The 17,265-nt window shown below is 53.0% G+C and carries 15 protein-coding genes and 1 rRNA gene; 13 read left to right on the forward strand and 3 right to left on the reverse strand.

Annotation, left to right across the window (positions count from 1 at the left end):
- The first annotated feature begins 2 nt into the window (after positions 1-2).
- The 6 genes from ubiJ (at position 3) to tatD (ending at position 4,712) form a co-directional block, all read left to right on the forward strand.
- Positions 3-608 (forward strand): ubiquinone biosynthesis protein UbiJ, encoded by a 606-nt coding sequence (ubiJ, locus tag WC5_RS14455; protein WP_001116107.1) that lies wholly within the window; start codon positions 3-5, stop codon positions 606-608.
- A complete protein-coding gene (gene ubiB, locus WC5_RS14450; protein WP_000187538.1) occupies positions 608-2,248 on the forward strand; it encodes a ubiquinone biosynthesis regulatory protein kinase UbiB in 1,641 nt (546 codons plus the stop codon). Before ubiJ ends, ubiB begins: the two co-directional genes overlap by 1 nt.
- Before the next feature lie 78 nt (positions 2,249-2,326).
- On the forward strand, positions 2,327-2,596 hold the full coding sequence (gene tatA / locus WC5_RS14445; protein WP_001295260.1) for a Sec-independent protein translocase subunit TatA: 270 nt from the start codon (positions 2,327-2,329) through the stop codon (positions 2,594-2,596).
- A 3-nt stretch (positions 2,597-2,599) separates the two neighbouring features.
- Positions 2,600-3,115, forward strand: coding sequence for a Sec-independent protein translocase protein TatB (tatB, locus tag WC5_RS14440; protein ID WP_000459596.1), 516 nt, complete (start codon positions 2,600-2,602; stop codon positions 3,113-3,115).
- Positions 3,116-3,117: 2 nt separating this feature from the next.
- A complete protein-coding gene (gene tatC, locus WC5_RS14435; RefSeq protein ID WP_000109945.1) occupies positions 3,118-3,888 on the forward strand; it encodes a Sec-independent protein translocase subunit TatC in 771 nt (256 codons plus the stop codon).
- Between the two features lie 41 nt (positions 3,889-3,929).
- Entirely contained in the window at positions 3,930-4,712 is a 783-nt protein-coding gene (tatD, locus tag WC5_RS14430; protein WP_010352529.1) for a 3'-5' ssDNA/RNA exonuclease TatD, read from the forward strand.
- On the opposite strand, the gene rfaH is transcribed toward tatD, so the two are convergent.
- Positions 4,709-5,197 (reverse strand): transcription/translation regulatory transformer protein RfaH, encoded by a 489-nt coding sequence (rfaH, locus tag WC5_RS14425; RefSeq protein WP_001192392.1) that lies wholly within the window; start codon positions 5,195-5,197, stop codon positions 4,709-4,711. The two genes, tatD and rfaH, sit on opposite strands and share 4 nt — an antisense overlap.
- Before the next feature lie 166 nt (positions 5,198-5,363).
- Between rfaH and ubiD the strand changes: the two genes are divergently transcribed.
- Together ubiD and fre are read left to right on the forward strand one after the other, a co-directional pair.
- The gene (ubiD, locus tag WC5_RS14420) at positions 5,364-6,857 is read left to right on the forward strand and encodes a 4-hydroxy-3-polyprenylbenzoate decarboxylase (RefSeq protein WP_000339816.1); all 1,494 of its coding nucleotides are present in this window, start codon (positions 5,364-5,366) and stop codon (positions 6,855-6,857) included.
- 45 nt (positions 6,858-6,902) lie between these two features.
- Complete coding sequence (fre, locus tag WC5_RS14415; RefSeq protein WP_010352530.1) at positions 6,903-7,604, forward strand: NAD(P)H-flavin reductase; 702 nt, start codon at positions 6,903-6,905, stop codon at positions 7,602-7,604.
- A gap of 184 nt (positions 7,605-7,788) precedes the next feature.
- Here fre and fadA read toward each other — a convergent pair whose 3' ends face one another.
- Positions 7,789-8,952, reverse strand: coding sequence for an acetyl-CoA C-acyltransferase FadA (gene fadA, locus WC5_RS14410; protein WP_000438769.1), 1,164 nt, complete (start codon positions 8,950-8,952; stop codon positions 7,789-7,791).
- A 9-nt stretch (positions 8,953-8,961) separates the two neighbouring features.
- On the reverse strand, positions 8,962-11,151 hold the full coding sequence (gene fadB, locus WC5_RS14405) for a fatty acid oxidation complex subunit alpha FadB (RefSeq protein WP_000966018.1): 2,190 nt from the start codon (positions 11,149-11,151) through the stop codon (positions 8,962-8,964).
- A 189-nt stretch (positions 11,152-11,340) separates the two neighbouring features.
- On the opposite strand from fadB, the gene pepQ reads away from it, so the two are divergent.
- From pepQ to WC5_RS14380, 5 genes are all read left to right on the forward strand, one after another.
- The gene (gene pepQ / locus WC5_RS14400; RefSeq protein ID WP_000444561.1) at positions 11,341-12,672 is read left to right on the forward strand and encodes a Xaa-Pro dipeptidase; all 1,332 of its coding nucleotides are present in this window, start codon (positions 11,341-11,343) and stop codon (positions 12,670-12,672) included.
- Complete coding sequence (locus tag WC5_RS14395) at positions 12,672-13,286, forward strand: IMPACT family protein (protein ID WP_001295262.1); 615 nt, start codon at positions 12,672-12,674, stop codon at positions 13,284-13,286. Before pepQ ends, WC5_RS14395 begins: the two co-directional genes overlap by 1 nt.
- A gap of 38 nt (positions 13,287-13,324) precedes the next feature.
- Complete coding sequence (gene trkH / locus WC5_RS14390) at positions 13,325-14,776, forward strand: Trk system potassium transporter TrkH (RefSeq protein WP_000545681.1); 1,452 nt, start codon at positions 13,325-13,327, stop codon at positions 14,774-14,776.
- 11 nt (positions 14,777-14,787) lie between these two features.
- Positions 14,788-15,333 (forward strand): menaquinone-dependent protoporphyrinogen IX dehydrogenase, encoded by a 546-nt coding sequence (gene hemG / locus WC5_RS14385; RefSeq protein WP_000853955.1) that lies wholly within the window; start codon positions 14,788-14,790, stop codon positions 15,331-15,333.
- A gap of 376 nt (positions 15,334-15,709) precedes the next feature.
- Positions 15,710-17,251, forward strand: a 16S ribosomal RNA gene (locus WC5_RS14380).
- The last annotated feature ends 14 nt before the right edge of the window (positions 17,252-17,265 follow it).

Consider the following 17,265-nt stretch of genomic DNA (forward strand, 5'->3'; position numbering starts at 1 on the left):
AAATGCCTTTTAAACCTTTAGTGACGGCAGGAATCGAAAGTCTGCTCAACACCTTCCTGTATCGCTCACCCGCGCTGAAAACCGCCCGCTCGCGTCTGCTGGGTAAAGTATTGCGCGTGGAGGTAAAAGGCTTTTCGACATCGTTGATTCTGGTGTTCAGCGAACGTCAGGTCGATGTACTGGGAGAATGGGCAGGCGATGCTGACTGCACTGTTATCGCTTATGCCAGCGTGTTGCCGAAACTTCGCGATCGCCAGCAGCTTGCTGCACTGATTCGTAGCGGTGAGCTGGAAGTGCAGGGCGATATTCAGGTGGTGCAAAACTTTGTTGCGCTGGCAGATCTGGCGGAGTTCGACCCAGCGGAACTGCTGGCACCTTATACGGGTGATATCGCCGCCGAAGGCATTAGCAAAGCCCTGCGTGGTGGCGCGAAGTTCCTGCATCACGGTATTCAACGCCAGCAACGCTACGTGGCGGAAGCCATTACTGAAGAGTGGCGTATGGCACCTGGTCCGCTTGAAGTGGCCTGGTTTGCGGAAGAGACATCCGCCGTTGAGCGAGCCGTCGATGCGCTAACCAAACGGCTGGAAAAACTGGAGGCAGTTTAATGACGCCAGGTGAAGTACGGCGCCTGTATTTCATCATTCGCACTTTTTTAAGTTACGGACTTGATGAACTGATCCCTAAAATGCGTATCACTTTGCCGTTGCGGTTATGGCGATACTCATTATTCTGGATGCCGAATCGGCATAAAGACAAACCATTAGGTGAACGACTGCGACTGGCGCTGCAAGAACTGGGTCCGGTATGGATCAAGTTTGGACAGATGCTATCGACCCGCCGTGACCTTTTTCCGCCGCATATTGCTGACCAACTGGCGCTCTTGCAGGATAAAGTCGCGCCTTTTGACGGCGAACTGGCGAAAGCACAAATTGAAGCGGCGATGGGCGGTCTGCCGGTGGAAGCGTGGTTTGATGATTTTGACATTAAGCCGCTGGCATCGGCTTCCGTAGCACAGGTACATACTGCTCGGTTGAAATCGAATGGCAAAGAGGTGGTGATTAAAGTCATTCGCCCGGATATTTTGCCGGTCATAAAAGCGGATCTGAAACTCATCTATCGTCTGGCTCGTTGGGTGCCGCGTTTACTGCCGGATGGTCGCCGTCTGCGTCCAACCGAAGTGGTGCGCGAGTACGAAAAGACGTTGATTGATGAACTGAATTTGCTGCGGGAATCTGCCAACGCCATTCAGCTTCGGCGTAATTTCGAAAATAGCCCGATGCTCTACATCCCGGAAGTTTACCCTGACTATTGCAGTGAAGGGATGATGGTGATGGAGCGTATCTATGGCATTCCAGTTTCGGATGTCGCGACGCTGGAGAAAAACGGCACCAACATGAAATTGTTGGCGGAACGCGGTGTGCAGGTGTTCTTCACTCAGGTCTTTCGCGACAGCTTTTTCCATGCCGATATGCACCCTGGCAACATCTTCGTAAGCTTCGAACACCCGGAAAATCCGAAGTATATTGGTATTGATTGCGGGATTGTCGGCTCGTTAAACAAAGAAGATAAACGCTATCTGGCGGAAAACTTTATCGCCTTCTTTAATCGCGACTATCGCAAAGTGGCAGAGCTACACGTCGATTCTGGCTGGGTGCCACCAGATACCAACGTTGAAGAGTTCGAATTTGCCATTCGTACTGTCTGTGAACCTATTTTTGAGAAACCGCTGGCAGAAATTTCATTTGGACATGTGCTGTTAAATCTGTTTAATACGGCGCGTCGTTTCAATATGGAAGTACAGCCGCAACTGGTGTTACTCCAGAAAACCTTGCTCTACATCGAAGGGGTAGGACGCCAGCTTTATCCGCAGCTCGATTTATGGAAAACGGCGAAGCCTTTTCTCGAGTCATGGATTAAAGATCAGGTTGGTATTCCTGCGCTGGTGAGAGCATTTAAAGAAAAAGCGCCGTTCTGGGTCGAAAAAATGCCAGAACTGCCTGAACTGGTTTACGACAGTTTGCGCCAGGGCAAGTATTTACAGCACAGTGTTGATAAGATTGCCCGCGAGCTTCAGGCAAATCATGTACGTCAGGGACAATCGCGTTATTTTCTCGGAATTGGCGCGACGTTAGTATTAAGCGGCACATTCTTGTTGGTCAGCCGACCGGAATGGGGGCTGATGCCCGGCTGGTTAATGGCAGGTGGTCTGATCGCCTGGTTTGTCGGTTGGCGCAAAACACGCTGATTTTTTCATCGCTCAAGGCGGGCCGTGTAACGTATAATGCGGCCTTGTTTAATCATCATCTACCACAGAGGAACATGTATGGGTGGTATCAGTATTTGGCAGTTATTGATTATTGCCGTCATCGTTGTACTGCTTTTTGGCACCAAAAAGCTCGGCTCCATCGGTTCCGATCTTGGTGCATCAATTAAAGGCTTTAAAAAAGCAATGAGCGATGATGAACCAAAGCAGGATAAAACCAGTCAGGATGCTGATTTTACTGCAAAAACTATCGCCGATAAGCAGGCGGATACGAATCAGGAACAGGCTAAAACAGAAGACGCGAAGCGCCACGATAAAGAGCAGGTGTAATCCGTGTTTGATATCGGTTTTAGCGAACTGCTATTGGTATTCATCATCGGCCTCGTCGTTCTGGGGCCGCAACGACTGCCTGTGGCGGTAAAAACGGTAGCGGGCTGGATTCGCGCGTTGCGTTCACTGGCGACAACGGTGCAGAACGAACTGACCCAGGAGTTAAAACTCCAGGAGTTTCAGGACAGCCTGAAAAAGGTTGAAAAGGCAAGCCTGACCAACCTGACGCCTGAACTGAAAGCGTCAATGGATGAACTACGCCAGGCTGCAGAATCGATGAAGCGTTCCTATGTTGCAAACGATCCTGAAAAGGCGAGTGATGAAGCGCACACCATCCATAATCCGGTGGTGAAAGATAATGAAGCTGCGCATGAGGGAGTAACCCCTGCCGCTGCACAAACGCAGGCCAGTTCGCCGGAACAGAAGCCAGAAACCACGCCAGAGCCGGTGGTAAAACCTGTTGCGGACGCTGAACCGAAAACCGCTGCACCTTCCCCTTCGTCGAGTGATAAACCGTAAACATGTCTGTAGAAGATACTCAACCGCTTATCACGCATCTGATTGAGCTGCGTAAGCGTCTGCTGAACTGCATTATCGCGGTGATCGTGATATTTCTGTGCCTGGTCTATTTCGCCAATGATATCTATCACCTGGTATCCGCGCCGTTGATCAAGCAATTGCCGCAAGGTTCAACGATGATCGCCACCGATGTGGCCTCGCCGTTTTTTACGCCGATCAAGCTGACCTTTATGGTGTCGCTGATTCTGTCAGCGCCGGTGATTCTCTATCAGGTGTGGGCGTTTATCGCCCCGGCGTTGTATAAGCACGAACGTCGCCTGGTGGTGCCTCTGCTGGTTTCCAGCTCTTTGCTGTTTTATATCGGCATGGCGTTCGCCTACTTCGTGGTCTTTCCACTGGCATTTGGCTTCCTCGCCAATACCGCGCCGGAAGGGGTACAGGTATCCACCGACATCGCCAGCTACTTAAGCTTCGTTATGGCGTTGTTTATGGCGTTTGGTGTTTCGTTTGAAGTGCCGGTTGCCATTGTGCTGCTGTGCTGGATGGGGATTACCTCGCCAGAAGACTTACGCAAAAAACGCCCGTATGTGCTGGTTGGCGCATTCGTCGTTGGGATGCTGCTGACGCCGCCGGATGTCTTCTCGCAAACGCTGCTGGCGATCCCGATGTACTGCCTGTTTGAAATCGGTGTCTTCTTCTCCCGCTTTTACGTTGGTAAAGGCCGAAACCGGGAAGAAGAAAACGACGCTGAAAGCGAAAAAACTGAAGAATAAATTCAACCGCCCGTCAGGGCGGTTGTCATATGGAGTGCAGGATGTTTGATATCGGCGTTAATTTGACCAGTTCACAATTTGCGAAAGACCGTGGTGATGTTGTAGAGCGCGCTTTTGACGCGGGAGTTGATGGGCTACTCATCACCGGCACTAACCTGCGTGAAAGCCAGCAGGCACAAAAACTGGCGCGTCAGTATCCGCACTGTTGGTCAACGGCGGGCGTGCATCCTCATGACAGCAGCCAGTGGCAAGCCGCGACCGAAGAAGCAATTATTGAACTGGCCGCGCTGCCAGAAGTAGTGGCGATTGGTGAGTGTGGTCTCGACTTTAACCGCAACTTTTCTACGCCGGAAGAGCAGGAACGCGCTTTTGTTGCCCAGCTACGTATTGCCGCAGAATTAAACATGCCGGTATTTATGCACTGTCGCGATGCCCATGAGCGGTTTATGACATTGCTGGAGCCGTGGCTGAATAAACTGCCTGGTGCGGTTCTTCATTGCTTTACCGGCACACGCGAAGAGATGCAGGCGTGCGTGGCGCGTGGGATTTATATCGGCATTACTGGTTGGGTTTGCGATGAACGACGCGGGCTGGAATTGCGTGATCTGTTGCCATTTATTCCGGCGGAGAAATTGCTGATCGAAACCGATGCACCGTATTTACTCCCGCGCGATCTCACGCCAAAGCCATCATCCCGGCGTAACGAGCCTGCTTATCTGCCTCATATTGTGCAACGTATTGCGCACTGGCGAGGGGAGGATGCTGCGTGGCTGGCGGCCACCACAGATGCCAATGTCAAAACGCTGTTTGGGATTGCGTTCTAGAGTTTGCGGAACTCAGTGTTCTTCACGCTGTGCTTAATTTCTTTATTGATAAGATTAAGCAATAGCATGGAGCGTGCCTCGCCGTCGGGTTCGGTGAAAATGGCCTGAAAACCTTCGAATGCGCCTTCGGTAATAATCACCTTATCACCTGGATATGGCGTTGCCGGATCGACAATGTCTTCCGGTTTATACACCGACAGCTGATGAATCACAGCCGATGGGACTATCGCTGGCGATGCACCAAAGCGCACGAAGTGGCTGACACCACGTGTGGCGTTGATGGTAGTGGTATGAATCACTTCTGGATCAAATTCCACAAACAGGTAGTTGGGGAACAACGGCTCACTGACTGCGGTACGTTTGCCACGCACGATTTTTTCCAGGGTGATCATCGGTGCCAGGCAATTAACGGCCTGTCTTTCGAGGTGTTCCTGGGCACGTTGAAGTTGCCCGCGCTTGCAGTACAGTAAATACCAGGATTGCATAATGACTCTTATCCGTTTAATCGGGGCGCAAGAATAGCAAAAGCGATGCGTTAAGTTAATTATATTCCCCGGTTTGCGTTATAGCGCCTGAGTTCACGCTAATTTAACAAATTTACAGCATCGCGAAGATGAACGCCGTATAATGGGCGCAGATTAAGAGGCTACAATGGACGCCATGAAATATAACGATTTACGCGACTTCCTGACTCTGCTTGAACAGCAGGGTGAGCTAAAACGTATCACGCTCCCGGTGGATCCGCATCTGGAAATCACTGAAATTGCTGACCGCACATTGCGTGCCGGTGGGCCTGCGCTGTTGTTCGAAAACCCTAAAGGGTACTCGATGCCGGTGCTGTGCAACCTGTTCGGTACGCCGAAGCGCGTGGCGATGGGCATGGGGCAGGAAGATGTTTCGGCGCTACGTGAAGTCGGTAAATTATTAGCGTTTCTGAAAGAGCCGGAGCCGCCAAAAGGTTTCCGCGACCTGTTTGATAAGCTGCCGCAGTTTAAGCAGGTGTTGAACATGCCAACGAAACGGTTACGTGGTGCGCCTTGTCAGCAAAAAATCGTCTCCGGCGAGGATGTCGATCTTAACCGCATTCCCATTATGACCTGCTGGCCGGAAGATGCCGCTCCGCTGATTACCTGGGGGTTGACCGTAACGCGTGGCCCGCACAAAGAGCGGCAGAATCTGGGCATTTATCGCCAGCAGTTGATTGGTAAAAACAAGCTGATTATGCGCTGGTTGTCGCATCGCGGCGGCGCGCTGGATTTCCAGGAGTGGTGTGCGGTGCATCCGGGCGAACGTTTCCCGGTTTCTGTGGCGCTGGGTGCTGATCCCGCCACAATTCTCGGTGCAGTCACGCCCGTTCCAGATACGCTTTCAGAGTATGCATTTGCCGGATTACTACGCGGCACCAAAACCGAAGTGGTGAAGTGTATCTCCAATGACCTTGAAGTGCCCGCCAGTGCGGAAATTGTGCTGGAAGGGTATATCGAACAAGGCGAAACGGCGCCAGAAGGGCCGTATGGCGACCACACCGGTTACTATAATGAAGTCGATAGTTTCCCGGTATTTACCGTGACGCATATTACTCAGCGTGAAGATGCGATTTACCACTCCACCTATACTGGTCGTCCGCCGGATGAACCTGCGGTACTGGGTGTGGCGTTGAACGAAGTGTTCGTGCCGATTCTACAAAAACAATTCCCGGAAATTGTCGATTTTTACCTGCCGCCGGAAGGCTGTTCCTATCGTCTGGCGGTTGTGACGATCAAAAAGCAATACGCCGGGCACGCGAAGCGCGTCATGATGGGCGTCTGGTCGTTCTTACGCCAGTTTATGTACACCAAATTTGTGATCGTTTGCGATGATGATGTCAACGCACGCGACTGGAATGATGTGATTTGGGCGATTACTACCCGTATGGACCCGGCGCGGGATACCGTTCTGGTAGAAAATACACCCATTGATTACCTGGATTTTGCCTCGCCTGTTTCCGGGCTGGGTTCAAAAATGGGGCTGGATGCCACGAATAAATGGCCGGGGGAAACCCAGCGCGAGTGGGGGCGTCCTATCAAAAAAGATCCGGACGTTGTCGCGCGTATTGACGCAATCTGGGATGAACTGGCTATTTTTAACAACGGTAAAAGCGCCTGAGGCGCGTTTGTATTGCCCTATTTATCGATCCGACAGAGAAAGCGCATGACAACCTTAAGCTGTAAAGTGACCTCGGTAGAAGCTATCACGGATACCGTATATCGTGTCCGAATCGTGCCAGACGCGGCCTTTTCTTTTCGTGCTGGTCAGTATTTGATGGTAGTGATGGACGAGCGCGATAAACGCCCGTTCTCAATGGCCTCGACGCCGAATGAACAAGGTTTCATTGAGCTGCATATTGGCGCTTCTGAAATCAACCTTTACGCGAAAGCAGTCATGGATCGCATCCTCAAAGATCATCAAATCGTGGTCGATATTCCGCACGGTGATGCGTGGCTGCGCGATGATGAAGAGCGTCCGATGATTCTGATTGCGGGCGGCACCGGGTTCTCTTATGCCCGTTCGATTTTGCTGACGGCGCTGGCGCGTAATCCCAATCGTGATATCACCATTTACTGGGGCGGGCGTGAAGAGCAGCACCTTTATGATCTTTCCGAGCTTGAGGCGCTTTCGCTTAAGCATCCTGGTCTGCAAGTGGTGCCGGTGGTTGAACAACCGGAAGCGGGCTGGCGTGGTCGTACTGGCACGGTTTTAACGGCGGTGTTGCAGGATCACGGTACGCTGGCAGAGCATGATATCTACATTGCCGGACGTTTTGAGATGGCGAAAATCGCCCGTGACCTGTTTTGCAGTGAGCGTAATGCGCGGGAAGACCGCCTGTTTGGCGATGCGTTTGCGTTTATCTAAGCCATAAAAAAACCCGCCCCTGACAGGCGGGAAGAACGGCAACTAAACTGTTAATCAGTGGCATTTACATCGACGCTGCATCCGGCAAACAATGCCCGATGCGACGCTGTTGCGTCTTATCGTGCCTACAAATAGTTCTGAACCGTAGGCCGGATAAGGCGTTTACGCCGCATCCGGCAAGTGGTTAAACCCGCTCAAACACCGTCGCAATGCCCTGACCCAGGCCGATACACATCGTCGCCAGACCAAACTGGACGTCTTTGCGTTCCATCAGATTCAGCAGCGTGGTGCTGATACGCGCACCGGAACAACCCAGCGGATGACCCAGCGCGATCGCACCACCGTTGAGGTTGATCTTCTCGTCAATTTGCTCCATTAACCCCAGATCTTTAATACACGGCAGGATCTGCGCGGCAAAGGCTTCGTTCATTTCAAACACGCCGATGTCGCTGGCAGAAAGCCCCGCTTTTTTCAACGCCAGCTTAGAGGCCGGAACCGGGCCGTAACCCATAATCGATGGGTCACAACCAACGACCGCCATCGAACGCACGCGAGCGCGCGGCTTAAGACCTAATTCACGGGCGCGGCTTTCACTCATTACCAGCATGGCGGCTGCACCATCGGAAAGAGCAGAGGACGTGCCCGCCGTTACCGTACCGCTGACCGGATCAAACGCCGGACGCAGCGTGGCGAGGGCTTCCACGGTGGTTTCCGGGCGAATCACTTCGTCGTAATTAAACTGTTTCAGTACGCCGTCGACATCGTGACCACCGGTCGGGATGATTTCATTTTTAAATGCGCCCGACTGTGTGGCGGCCCAGGCGCGAGCGTGTGATCGCGCGGCAAAGGCATCCTGCATTTCACGGCTGATACCGTGCATACGCGCCAGCATTTCTGCCGTTAAGCCCATCATGCCCGCCGCTTTGGCGACATTACGGCTAAGACCGGGGTGAAAATCGACGCCGTGGCTCATCGGCACATGGCCCATATGCTCCACGCCGCCGACCAGACATGCCTGCGCATCGCCGGTCATGATCATCCGTGCTGCGTCATGCAGTGCCTGCATGGATGAACCACACAAGCGATTGACGGTCACCGCAGGGACAGAGTGCGGCACTTCTGCCAGCAGCGCAGCGTTACGGGCGATGTTAAAACCCTGCTCCAGCGTCTGCTGCACACACCCCCAGTAAATATCGTCGAGAGTAGCCGCTTCCAGCGCCGGATTACGCGCCAGCAGGCTACGCATTAAATGAGCGGAGAGATCTTCCGCACGCACGTTACGAAAAGCACCGCCCTTCGAACGGCCCATCGGGGTGCGAATTGCATCGACAATGACAACCTGTTCCATTGTGACTCCTTAAGCCGTTTTCAGGTCGCCAACCGGACGGGCTGGCTCAACCGGGGGATAGTACGGTTCGTTATGACGCGCTTTATTACGCAGACCTTCCGGCACTTCATACAGCGGGCCGAGGTGCTGATACTGCTGTGCCATATCGAGATATTTCGCGCTGCCGAGGGTGTCCAGCCAGCGGAACGCGCCGCCGTGGAACGGAGGGAAGCCCAGGCCGTAGACCAGCGCCATGTCCGCTTCTGCCGGAGTGGCGATAATGCCCTCTTCCAGACAGCGGACCACTTCGTTGACCATCGGGATCATCATGCGGGCGATAATCTCTTCCTCGCTGAAATCGCGCTTCGGCTGGCTGACTTCTGCCAGCAGGCCGTCAACGGCGGCATCTTCTTCTTTCTTCGGCTTGCCTTTGCTGTCTTCTTTATAACGCCAGAAACCGAGGCCGTTCTTCTGACCAAAGCGGTTGGCATCAAACAGCGCGTCGATGGCGTCGCGATAATCTTTCTGCATCCGCTGCGGGAAGCCTGCTGCCATCACGGCCTGAGCATGGTGCGCGGTATCAATCCCCACGACATCCAGCAGATATGCCGGACCCATCGGCCAGCCAAACTGTTTTTCCATCACTTTGTCGATCTTGCGGAAGTCCGCGCCGTCGCGAAGCAACTGGCCGAATCCAGCGAAGTAGGGGAACAGTACGCGGTTAACGAAGAAGCCGGGGCAGTCGTTCACCACAATCGGCGTCTTGCCCATCTTGCTTGCCCAGGCGACGACTTTCGCGATGGTTTCGTCGGAGCTTTTCTCGCCGCGAATAATTTCCACCAACGGCATCCGGTGCACCGGGTTAAAGAAGTGCATACCGCAGAAGTTTTCCGGGCGTTCCAGCGCGTTGGCCAGTTCGCTGATAGGAATGGTTGAAGTGTTAGAGGCCAGTACGGTATCCGGGCGTACTTTTTGTTCGGTTTCTGCCAGTACGGTTTTTTTCACTTTCGGGTTTTCAACAACCGCTTCTACCACAACATCCACACGGTCAAACCCGGCGTAGTCGAGCGTTGGGTGGATCGTGGAGATCACGCCAGCCAGTTTCAGACCATCGATCTTCCCGCGCTCAAGCTGCTTGTTCAGCAGTTTCGCGGCTTCAGTCATGCCGAGGGTTAACGACTTGTCGTTGATATCTTTCATGATCACCGGCACGCCCTTCCACGCAGACTGGTAAGCAATGCCGCCCCCCATAATGCCTGCGCCCAGCACAGCGGCCTGTTTCGGGGTTTCAACGTCTTTGGTGAGTTTCTTCGCTTTGCCTTTTACATATTGATCGTTAAGGAAAATGCCGACCAGTGCGCGAGCTTCGTTGGTATGCGCCAGCGGGACAAAACTTTTGTTTTCCAGGTTTAAGGCTTCTTCACGGCCAAAACGGGCAGCCGATTCAATAGTTTTTACTGCGGTGATGGGGGCCGGATAATGTTTCCCCGCCGTTTGCGCGACCATCCCTTTAGCGATGGTGAAGCTCATGGTGGCTTCAATCTTGCTCAGTTTTAGCGGTTCCAGCTTCGGCTGACGTTTCGCTTTCCAGTCGAGGTCGCCGTTAATGGCCTGGCGTAAAATCGCCATCGCGCCTTCAAGTAGTTTTTCTGCTTTGACTACGCCATCAACCAGACCGATTTTCAGTGCCTGATCCGCGCCGACATCTTTACCGGCGGCAATGATTTCCAGCGCACTGTCAGCGCCCAGCATACGTGGCATACGTACAGAACCGCCAAAGCCCGGCATGATGCCCAGTTTGGTTTCCGGCAGACCGATACGCAGATCCGGCGTTGCCAGACGATAATCGGTCGCCAGTACACATTCACAGCCACCACCCAGCGCGTAGCCGTTGACGGCGGCAATGGTCGGCACCGGCAGATCTTCCAGGCGATTAAACACGCTATTGGCAAAATGCAGCCACTGGCTTAACTGTTCTTCGGGAACGAGGAACAGGGACAAAAATTCGGTGATATCAGCACCGACGATAAAGGCCGCTTTGTTCGAACGCAGCAGCAGCCCTTTTAAATCTGATTGCTGTTCCAGCACGCCGATGGCCTCGCCGAGGCTGGCGACGGTCGAAGTGTCGAGTTTATTAACTGAACCTGGGGCATCAAATACCAGTTCGGCAATGCCATCTTCCAGCCAGTCAAGGTACAGGGTGTCGCCTTTGTAAAGCATGTCAGTCTCCTGAATCCGCAAGGTGATCTGGTCGTACCAGATGAAATGGAGTGTGTATTTTGTGTTAAAAATATGCAAACAAAAGATTAAAGAAATGCCGATTCGATCACGCTCGGCAGAAATCACGCTCTGTATGAACGATGTGCTAAGATGCGGAGACTTAAGGTCAAAAAAACAGAAGGGTAAAAAATGGAATCACTGGCCTCACTCTATAAAAATCATATAGCTACCTTACAAGAACGGACTCGCGATGCGCTGGCGCGCTTCAAGCTGGATGCGTTACTTATTCACTCCGGCGAGCTGTTCAACGTTTTTCTCGACGATCATCCCTATCCGTTTAAAGTGAACCCGCAATTCAAAGCGTGGGTGCCGGTAACTCAGGTGCCAAACTGCTGGCTGCTGGTGGATGGCGTGAACAAGCCGAAACTGTGGTTTTATCTGCCGGTTGATTACTGGCACAACGTCGAACCTTTGCCGACCTCTTTCTGGACTGAGGATGTGGAAGTGATCGCGCTGCCGAAAGCCGATGGCATTGGTAGCCTGCTGCCTGCTGCGCGCGGCAATATCGGTTATATCGGTCCGGTGCCGGAACGTGCGCTGCAACTGGGTATTGAGGCCAGCAACATCAACCCGAAAGGGGTGATCGACTACCTGCATTACTACCGCTCCTTCAAAACCGAGTACGAACTGGCCTGTATGCGTGAAGCGCAGAAAATGGCGGTCAACGGTCATCGTGCGGCAGAAGAAGCGTTCCGTTCTGGCATGAGCGAGTTCGATATCAATATTGCCTATCTGACCGCGACCGGTCATCGTGATACCGACGTGCCTTACAGCAACATTGTGGCGCTTAACGAACATGCTGCGGTGCTGCATTACACCAAACTGGATCATCAGGCGCCGGAAGAGATGCGCAGCTTCCTGCTGGATGCCGGGGCCGAATATAACGGCTATGCGGCTGACCTGACCCGTACCTGGTCGGCAAAAAGCGACAACGACTACGCACAGCTGGTGAAAGACGTAAATGATGAACAACTGGCGCTGATCGCCACCATGAAAGCAGGCGTAAGCTATGTGGATTACCACATCCAGTTCCATCAGCGCATCGCCAAACTGCTGCGTAAACATCAAATCATCACCGATATGAGTGAAGAAGCGATGGTCGAAAACGATCTCACCGGACCGTTTATGCCGCACGGTATCGGCCATCCGCTGGGCCTGCAGGTGCATGACGTAGCCGGTTTTATGCAGGATGATAGCGGTACGCACCTCGCGGCACCGGCAAAATATCCGTACCTGCGCTGCACCCGTATTCTCCAGCCAGGCATGGTGTTAACCATCGAACCGGGTATCTACTTCATCGAATCGCTGCTGGCGCCGTGGCGTGAAGGGCAGTTCAGCAAACACTTCAACTGGCAGAAAATTGAAGCACTGAAACCGTTCGGCGGCATTCGTATCGAAGACAACGTGGTGATCCACGAAAACAACGTGGAAAACATGACCCGGGATCTGAAACTGGCGTGATGGAAAGCTGGTTAATTCCTGCGGCACCGGTCACGGTCGTTGAAGAGATCAAAAAGAGCCGCTTCATTACGCTGTTGGCGCATACCGATGGCGTCGAGGCGGCGAAAGCGTTTGTTGAATCGGTGCGGGCAGAGCACCCAGATGCCCGCCACCATTGCGTGGCGTGGGTAGCTGGCGCACCGGACGATTCTCAACAACTGGGTTTCTCTGATGACGGGGAACCTGCGGGAACGGCAGGTAAACCGATGCTCGCCCAACTAATGGGCAGCGGCGTCGGGGAAATTACCGCCGTGGTGGTGCGCTACTACGGTGGCATCTTGCTGGGCACTGGTGGGTTAGTGAAAGCGTATGGTGGCGGCGTGAATCAGGCGCTGCGACAGCTAACGACCCAACGCAAGACGCCATTAACCGAATATACTTTGCAATGTGAATATAGTCAGTTAACCGGCATTGAAGCGTTGCTGGGGCAGTGTGACGGCAAAATTATCAACAGTGATTATCAGGCATTCGTTCTGCTGCGGGTGGCGCTTCCGGCGGCGAAAGTGGCTGAATTTTCCGCAAAGCTGGCGGATTTTAGCCGTGGTTCATTGCAATTGTTAGCGATTGAAGAATAATCCCCACTTCATTTTGCAGAACTAAGGAAGCGGCAGAGATGCATTTTCGCGCCATTACCCGAATCGTTGGACTACTGGTCATCTTATTTTCAGGGACGATGATTATCCCTGGGCTGGTAGCACTCATTTACCGGGATGGGGCTGGCCGCGCTTTTACCCAGACCTTTTTTGTCGCCCTCGCCATTGGCTCAATGCTGTGGTGGCCGAACCGCAAAGAGAAGGGCGAACTGAAATCCCGTGAAGGGTTTCTGATAGTGGTGCTGTTCTGGACTGTGCTGGGTAGCGTCGGTGCGCTCCCTTTTATCTTCTCGGAAAGCCCGAACCTCACGATTACCGATGCGTTTTTTGAATCTTTCTCCGGCCTGACTACCACGGGGGCCACTACGCTGGTGGGGCTGGATTCACTTCCTCATGCGATTCTTTTTTATCGCCAGATGCTGCAATGGTTTGGCGGGATGGGGATCATCGTGCTGGCAGTCGCGATACTACCTATCCTCGGCGTTGGTGGGATGCAGCTCTATCGCGCGGAAATGCCCGGCCCGCTGAAAGATAACAAAATGCGCCCGCGTATTGCGGAAACGGCGAAAACCTTGTGGCTGATTTATGTCTTGCTGACCGTCGCCTGTGCGCTGGCGCTGTGGTTTGCCGGAATGAATGCTTTTGATGCCATCGGTCATAGCTTCGCGACAATCGCCATTGGCGGTTTCTCAACCCATGATGCCAGCGTTGGCTATTTCGATAGCCCGACCATTAACACTATCATTGCTATCTTCCTGCTGATCTCCGGCTGTAACTATGGCCTGCACTTCTCGCTGCTAAGTGGTCGTAGTCTGAAGGTTTACTGGCGCGATCCGGAATTTCGCATGTTTATCGGCGTACAGTTTACGCTGGTGGTTATTTGTACACTCGTACTGTGGTTTCATAATGTCTACAGTTCGGCTCTGATGACGATTAACCAGGCGTTTTTCCAGGTGGTGTCGATGGCGACAACCGCTGGGTTTACGACTGACAGCATTGCCCGCTGGCCGCTCTTTTTGCCGGTACTGCTGTTATGTTCAGCTTTTATCGGCGGTTGCGCCGGGTCAACGGGCGGTGGCCTGAAAGTGATCCGCATCTTGCTGTTGTTCAAACAGGGGAACCGTGAGCTGAAACGACTGGTGCATCCGAACGCCGTCTACAGCATTAAGCTGGGGAATCGCGCACTGCCGGAACGTATCCTCGAAGCCGTTTGGGGATTTTTCTCCGCCTATGCATTGGTGTTTATTGTCAGTATGCTGGCGATTATCGCCACGGGCGTGGATGACTTTTCTGCCTTTGCTTCGGTTGTGGCGACATTGAATAACCTGGGGCCGGGGCTTGGCGTGGTTGCTGATAACTTTACCAGCATGAACCCGGTGGCTAAATGGATCCTGATTGCCAATATGTTGTTTGGTCGTCTCGAGGTGTTTACATTGCTGGTGCTCTTTACCCCGACTTTCTGGCGTGAATGATGGAGTAATACGTGAAAACATTAATTCTTTTCTCAACAAGGGACGGACAAACGCGCGAGATTGCCTCCTACCTGGCTTCGGAATTGAAAGAACTGGGGATACAGGCGGATGTCGCTAATGTGCACCGCATTGAAGAGCCACAGTGGGAAAACTACGATCGCGTGGTCATTGGAGCGTCTATTCGCTACGGTCACTACCATTCTGCGTTCCAGGAATTTGTCAAAAAACATGCGACGCAGCTGAACTCAATGCCGAGCGCCTTTTACTCCGTAAACCTGGTGGCGCGTAAACCGGAGAAGCGTACTGTGCAGACTAATAGCTACGCGCGGAAGTTTCTGATGAACTCACAATGGCGTCCCGATCGCTGTGCAGTCATTGCCGGGGCGCTGCGTTATCCCCGCTATCGTTGGTACGACCGCTTTATGATCAAGCTCATCATGAAGATGTCAGGCGGTGAAACGGATACGCGCAAAGAAGTTGTCTATACCGATTGGGAGCAAGTGGCGAATTTCGCCCGGGAAATTGCCCATTTAACCGACAAACCGACGCTGAAATAAGCATAAAGAATAAAAAACGCGCATTCGGAAAATTATTTTAAATTTCCTCTTGTCAGCTCAGAATAACTCCCTATAATGCGCCACCACTGACACGGAACAACGGCAGACAAGCCGCCGGGTCAGCGGGATTCTCCTGAGAATTCCGGCAGAGAAAAGCAAAAAAATGCTTGACTCTGTAGCGGGAAAGCGTATTATGCACACCCCGCGCCGCTGAGAAAAAGCGAAGCGGCACTGCTCTTTAACAATTTATCAGACAATCTGTGTGGGCACTCGAAGATACGGATTCTTAACGTCCTCGGACGATAAATGAATACCAAGTCTCAAGAGTGAACACGTAATTCATTACGAAGTTTAATTCTTTGAGCATCAAACTTTTAAATTGAAGAGTTTGATCATGGCTCAGATTGAACGCTGGCGGCAGGCCTAACACATGCAAGTCGAACGGTAACAGGAAACAGCTTGCTGTTTCGCTGACGAGTGGCGGACGGGTGAGTAATGTCTGGGAAACTGCCCGATGGAGGGGGATAACTACTGGAAACGGTAGCTAATACCGCATAACGTCGCAAGACCAAAGAGGGGGACCTTCGGGCCTCTTGCCATCGGATGTGCCCAGATGGGATTAGCTAGTAGGTGGGGTAATGGCTCACCTAGGCGACGATCCCTAGCTGGTCTGAGAGGATGACCAGCCACACTGGAACTGAGACACGGTCCAGACTCCTACGGGAGGCAGCAGTGGGGAATATTGCACAATGGGCGCAAGCCTGATGCAGCCATGCCGCGTGTATGAAGAAGGCCTTCGGGTTGTAAAGTACTTTCAGCGGGGAGGAAGGGAGTAAAGTTAATACCTTTGCTCATTGACGTTACCCGCAGAAGAAGCACCGGCTAACTCCGTGCCAGCAGCCGCGGTAATACGGAGGGTGCAAGCGTTAATCGGAATTACTGGGCGTAAAGCGCACGCAGGCGGTCTGTTAAGTCAGATGTGAAATCCCCGGGCTCAACCTGGGAACTGCATCTGATACTGGCAGGCTTGAGTCTCGTAGAGGGGGGTAGAATTCCAGGTGTAGCGGTGAAATGCGTAGAGATCTGGAGGAATACCGGTGGCGAAGGCGGCCCCCTGGACGAAGACTGACGCTCAGGTGCGAAAGCGTGGGGAGCAAACAGGATTAGATACCCTGGTAGTCCACGCCGTAAACGATGTCGACTTGGAGGTTGTGCCCTTGAGGCGTGGCTTCCGGAGCTAACGCGTTAAGTCGACCGCCTGGGGAGTACGGCCGCAAGGTTAAAACTCAAATGAATTGACGGGGGCCCGCACAAGCGGTGGAGCATGTGGTTTAATTCGATGCAACGCGAAGAACCTTACCTGGTCTTGACATCCACAGAACTTTCCAGAGATGGATTGGTGCCTTCGGGAACTGTGAGACAGGTGCTGCATGGCTGTCGTCAGCTCGTGTTGTGAAATGTTGGGTTAAGTCCCGCAACGAGCGCAACCCTTATCCTTTGTTGCCAGCGGTCCGGCCGGGAACTCAAAGGAGACTGCCAGTGATAAACTGGAGGAAGGTGGGGATGACGTCAAGTCATCATGGCCCTTACGACCAGGGCTACACACGTGCTACAATGGCGCATACAAAGAGAAGCGACCTCGCGAGAGCAAGCGGACCTCATAAAGTGCGTCGTAGTCCGGATTGGAGTCTGCAACTCGACTCCATGAAGTCGGAATCGCTAGTAATCGTGGATCAGAATGCCACGGTGAATACGTTCCCGGGCCTTGTACACACCGCCCGTCACACCATGGGAGTGGGTTGCAAAAGAAGTAGGTAGCTTAACCTTCGGGAGGGCGCTTACCACTTTGTGATTCATGACTGGGGTGAAGTCGTAACAAGGTAACCGTAGGGGAACCTGCGGTTGGATCACCTCCTTACCTTAAAGAAGCGT

The organism is Escherichia sp. KTE114, from assembly GCF_000407765.1.
Classification (GTDB): Bacteria; Pseudomonadota; Gammaproteobacteria; order Enterobacterales; family Enterobacteriaceae; genus Escherichia; species Escherichia ruysiae.

Bases quoted from the DNA above. Each gene is read 5' to 3' on its own strand.
- ubiJ (WP_001116107.1), top strand. From the start codon at position 3: ATGCCTTTTAAACCTTTAGTGACGGCAGGAATCGAAAGTCTGCTCAAC.
- ubiB (WP_000187538.1), top strand. From the start codon at position 608: ATGACGCCAGGTGAAGTACGGCGCCTGTATTTCATCATTCGCACTTTT.
- tatA (WP_001295260.1), top strand. From the start codon at position 2,327: ATGGGTGGTATCAGTATTTGGCAGTTATTGATTATTGCCGTCATCGTT.
- tatC (WP_000109945.1), top strand. From the start codon at position 3,118: ATGTCTGTAGAAGATACTCAACCGCTTATCACGCATCTGATTGAGCTG.
- tatD (WP_010352529.1), top strand. From the start codon at position 3,930: ATGTTTGATATCGGCGTTAATTTGACCAGTTCACAATTTGCGAAAGAC.
- rfaH (WP_001192392.1), bottom strand. From the start codon at position 5,197: ATGCAATCCTGGTATTTACTGTACTGCAAGCGCGGGCAACTTCAACGT.
- ubiD (WP_000339816.1), top strand. From the start codon at position 5,364: ATGGACGCCATGAAATATAACGATTTACGCGACTTCCTGACTCTGCTT.
- fre (WP_010352530.1), top strand. From the start codon at position 6,903: ATGACAACCTTAAGCTGTAAAGTGACCTCGGTAGAAGCTATCACGGAT.
- fadA (WP_000438769.1), bottom strand. From the start codon at position 8,952: ATGGAACAGGTTGTCATTGTCGATGCAATTCGCACCCCGATGGGCCGT.
- fadB (WP_000966018.1), bottom strand. From the start codon at position 11,151: ATGCTTTACAAAGGCGACACCCTGTACCTTGACTGGCTGGAAGATGGC.
- pepQ (WP_000444561.1), top strand. From the start codon at position 11,341: ATGGAATCACTGGCCTCACTCTATAAAAATCATATAGCTACCTTACAA.
- WC5_RS14395 (WP_001295262.1), top strand. From the start codon at position 12,672: ATGGAAAGCTGGTTAATTCCTGCGGCACCGGTCACGGTCGTTGAAGAG.
- trkH (WP_000545681.1), top strand. From the start codon at position 13,325: ATGCATTTTCGCGCCATTACCCGAATCGTTGGACTACTGGTCATCTTA.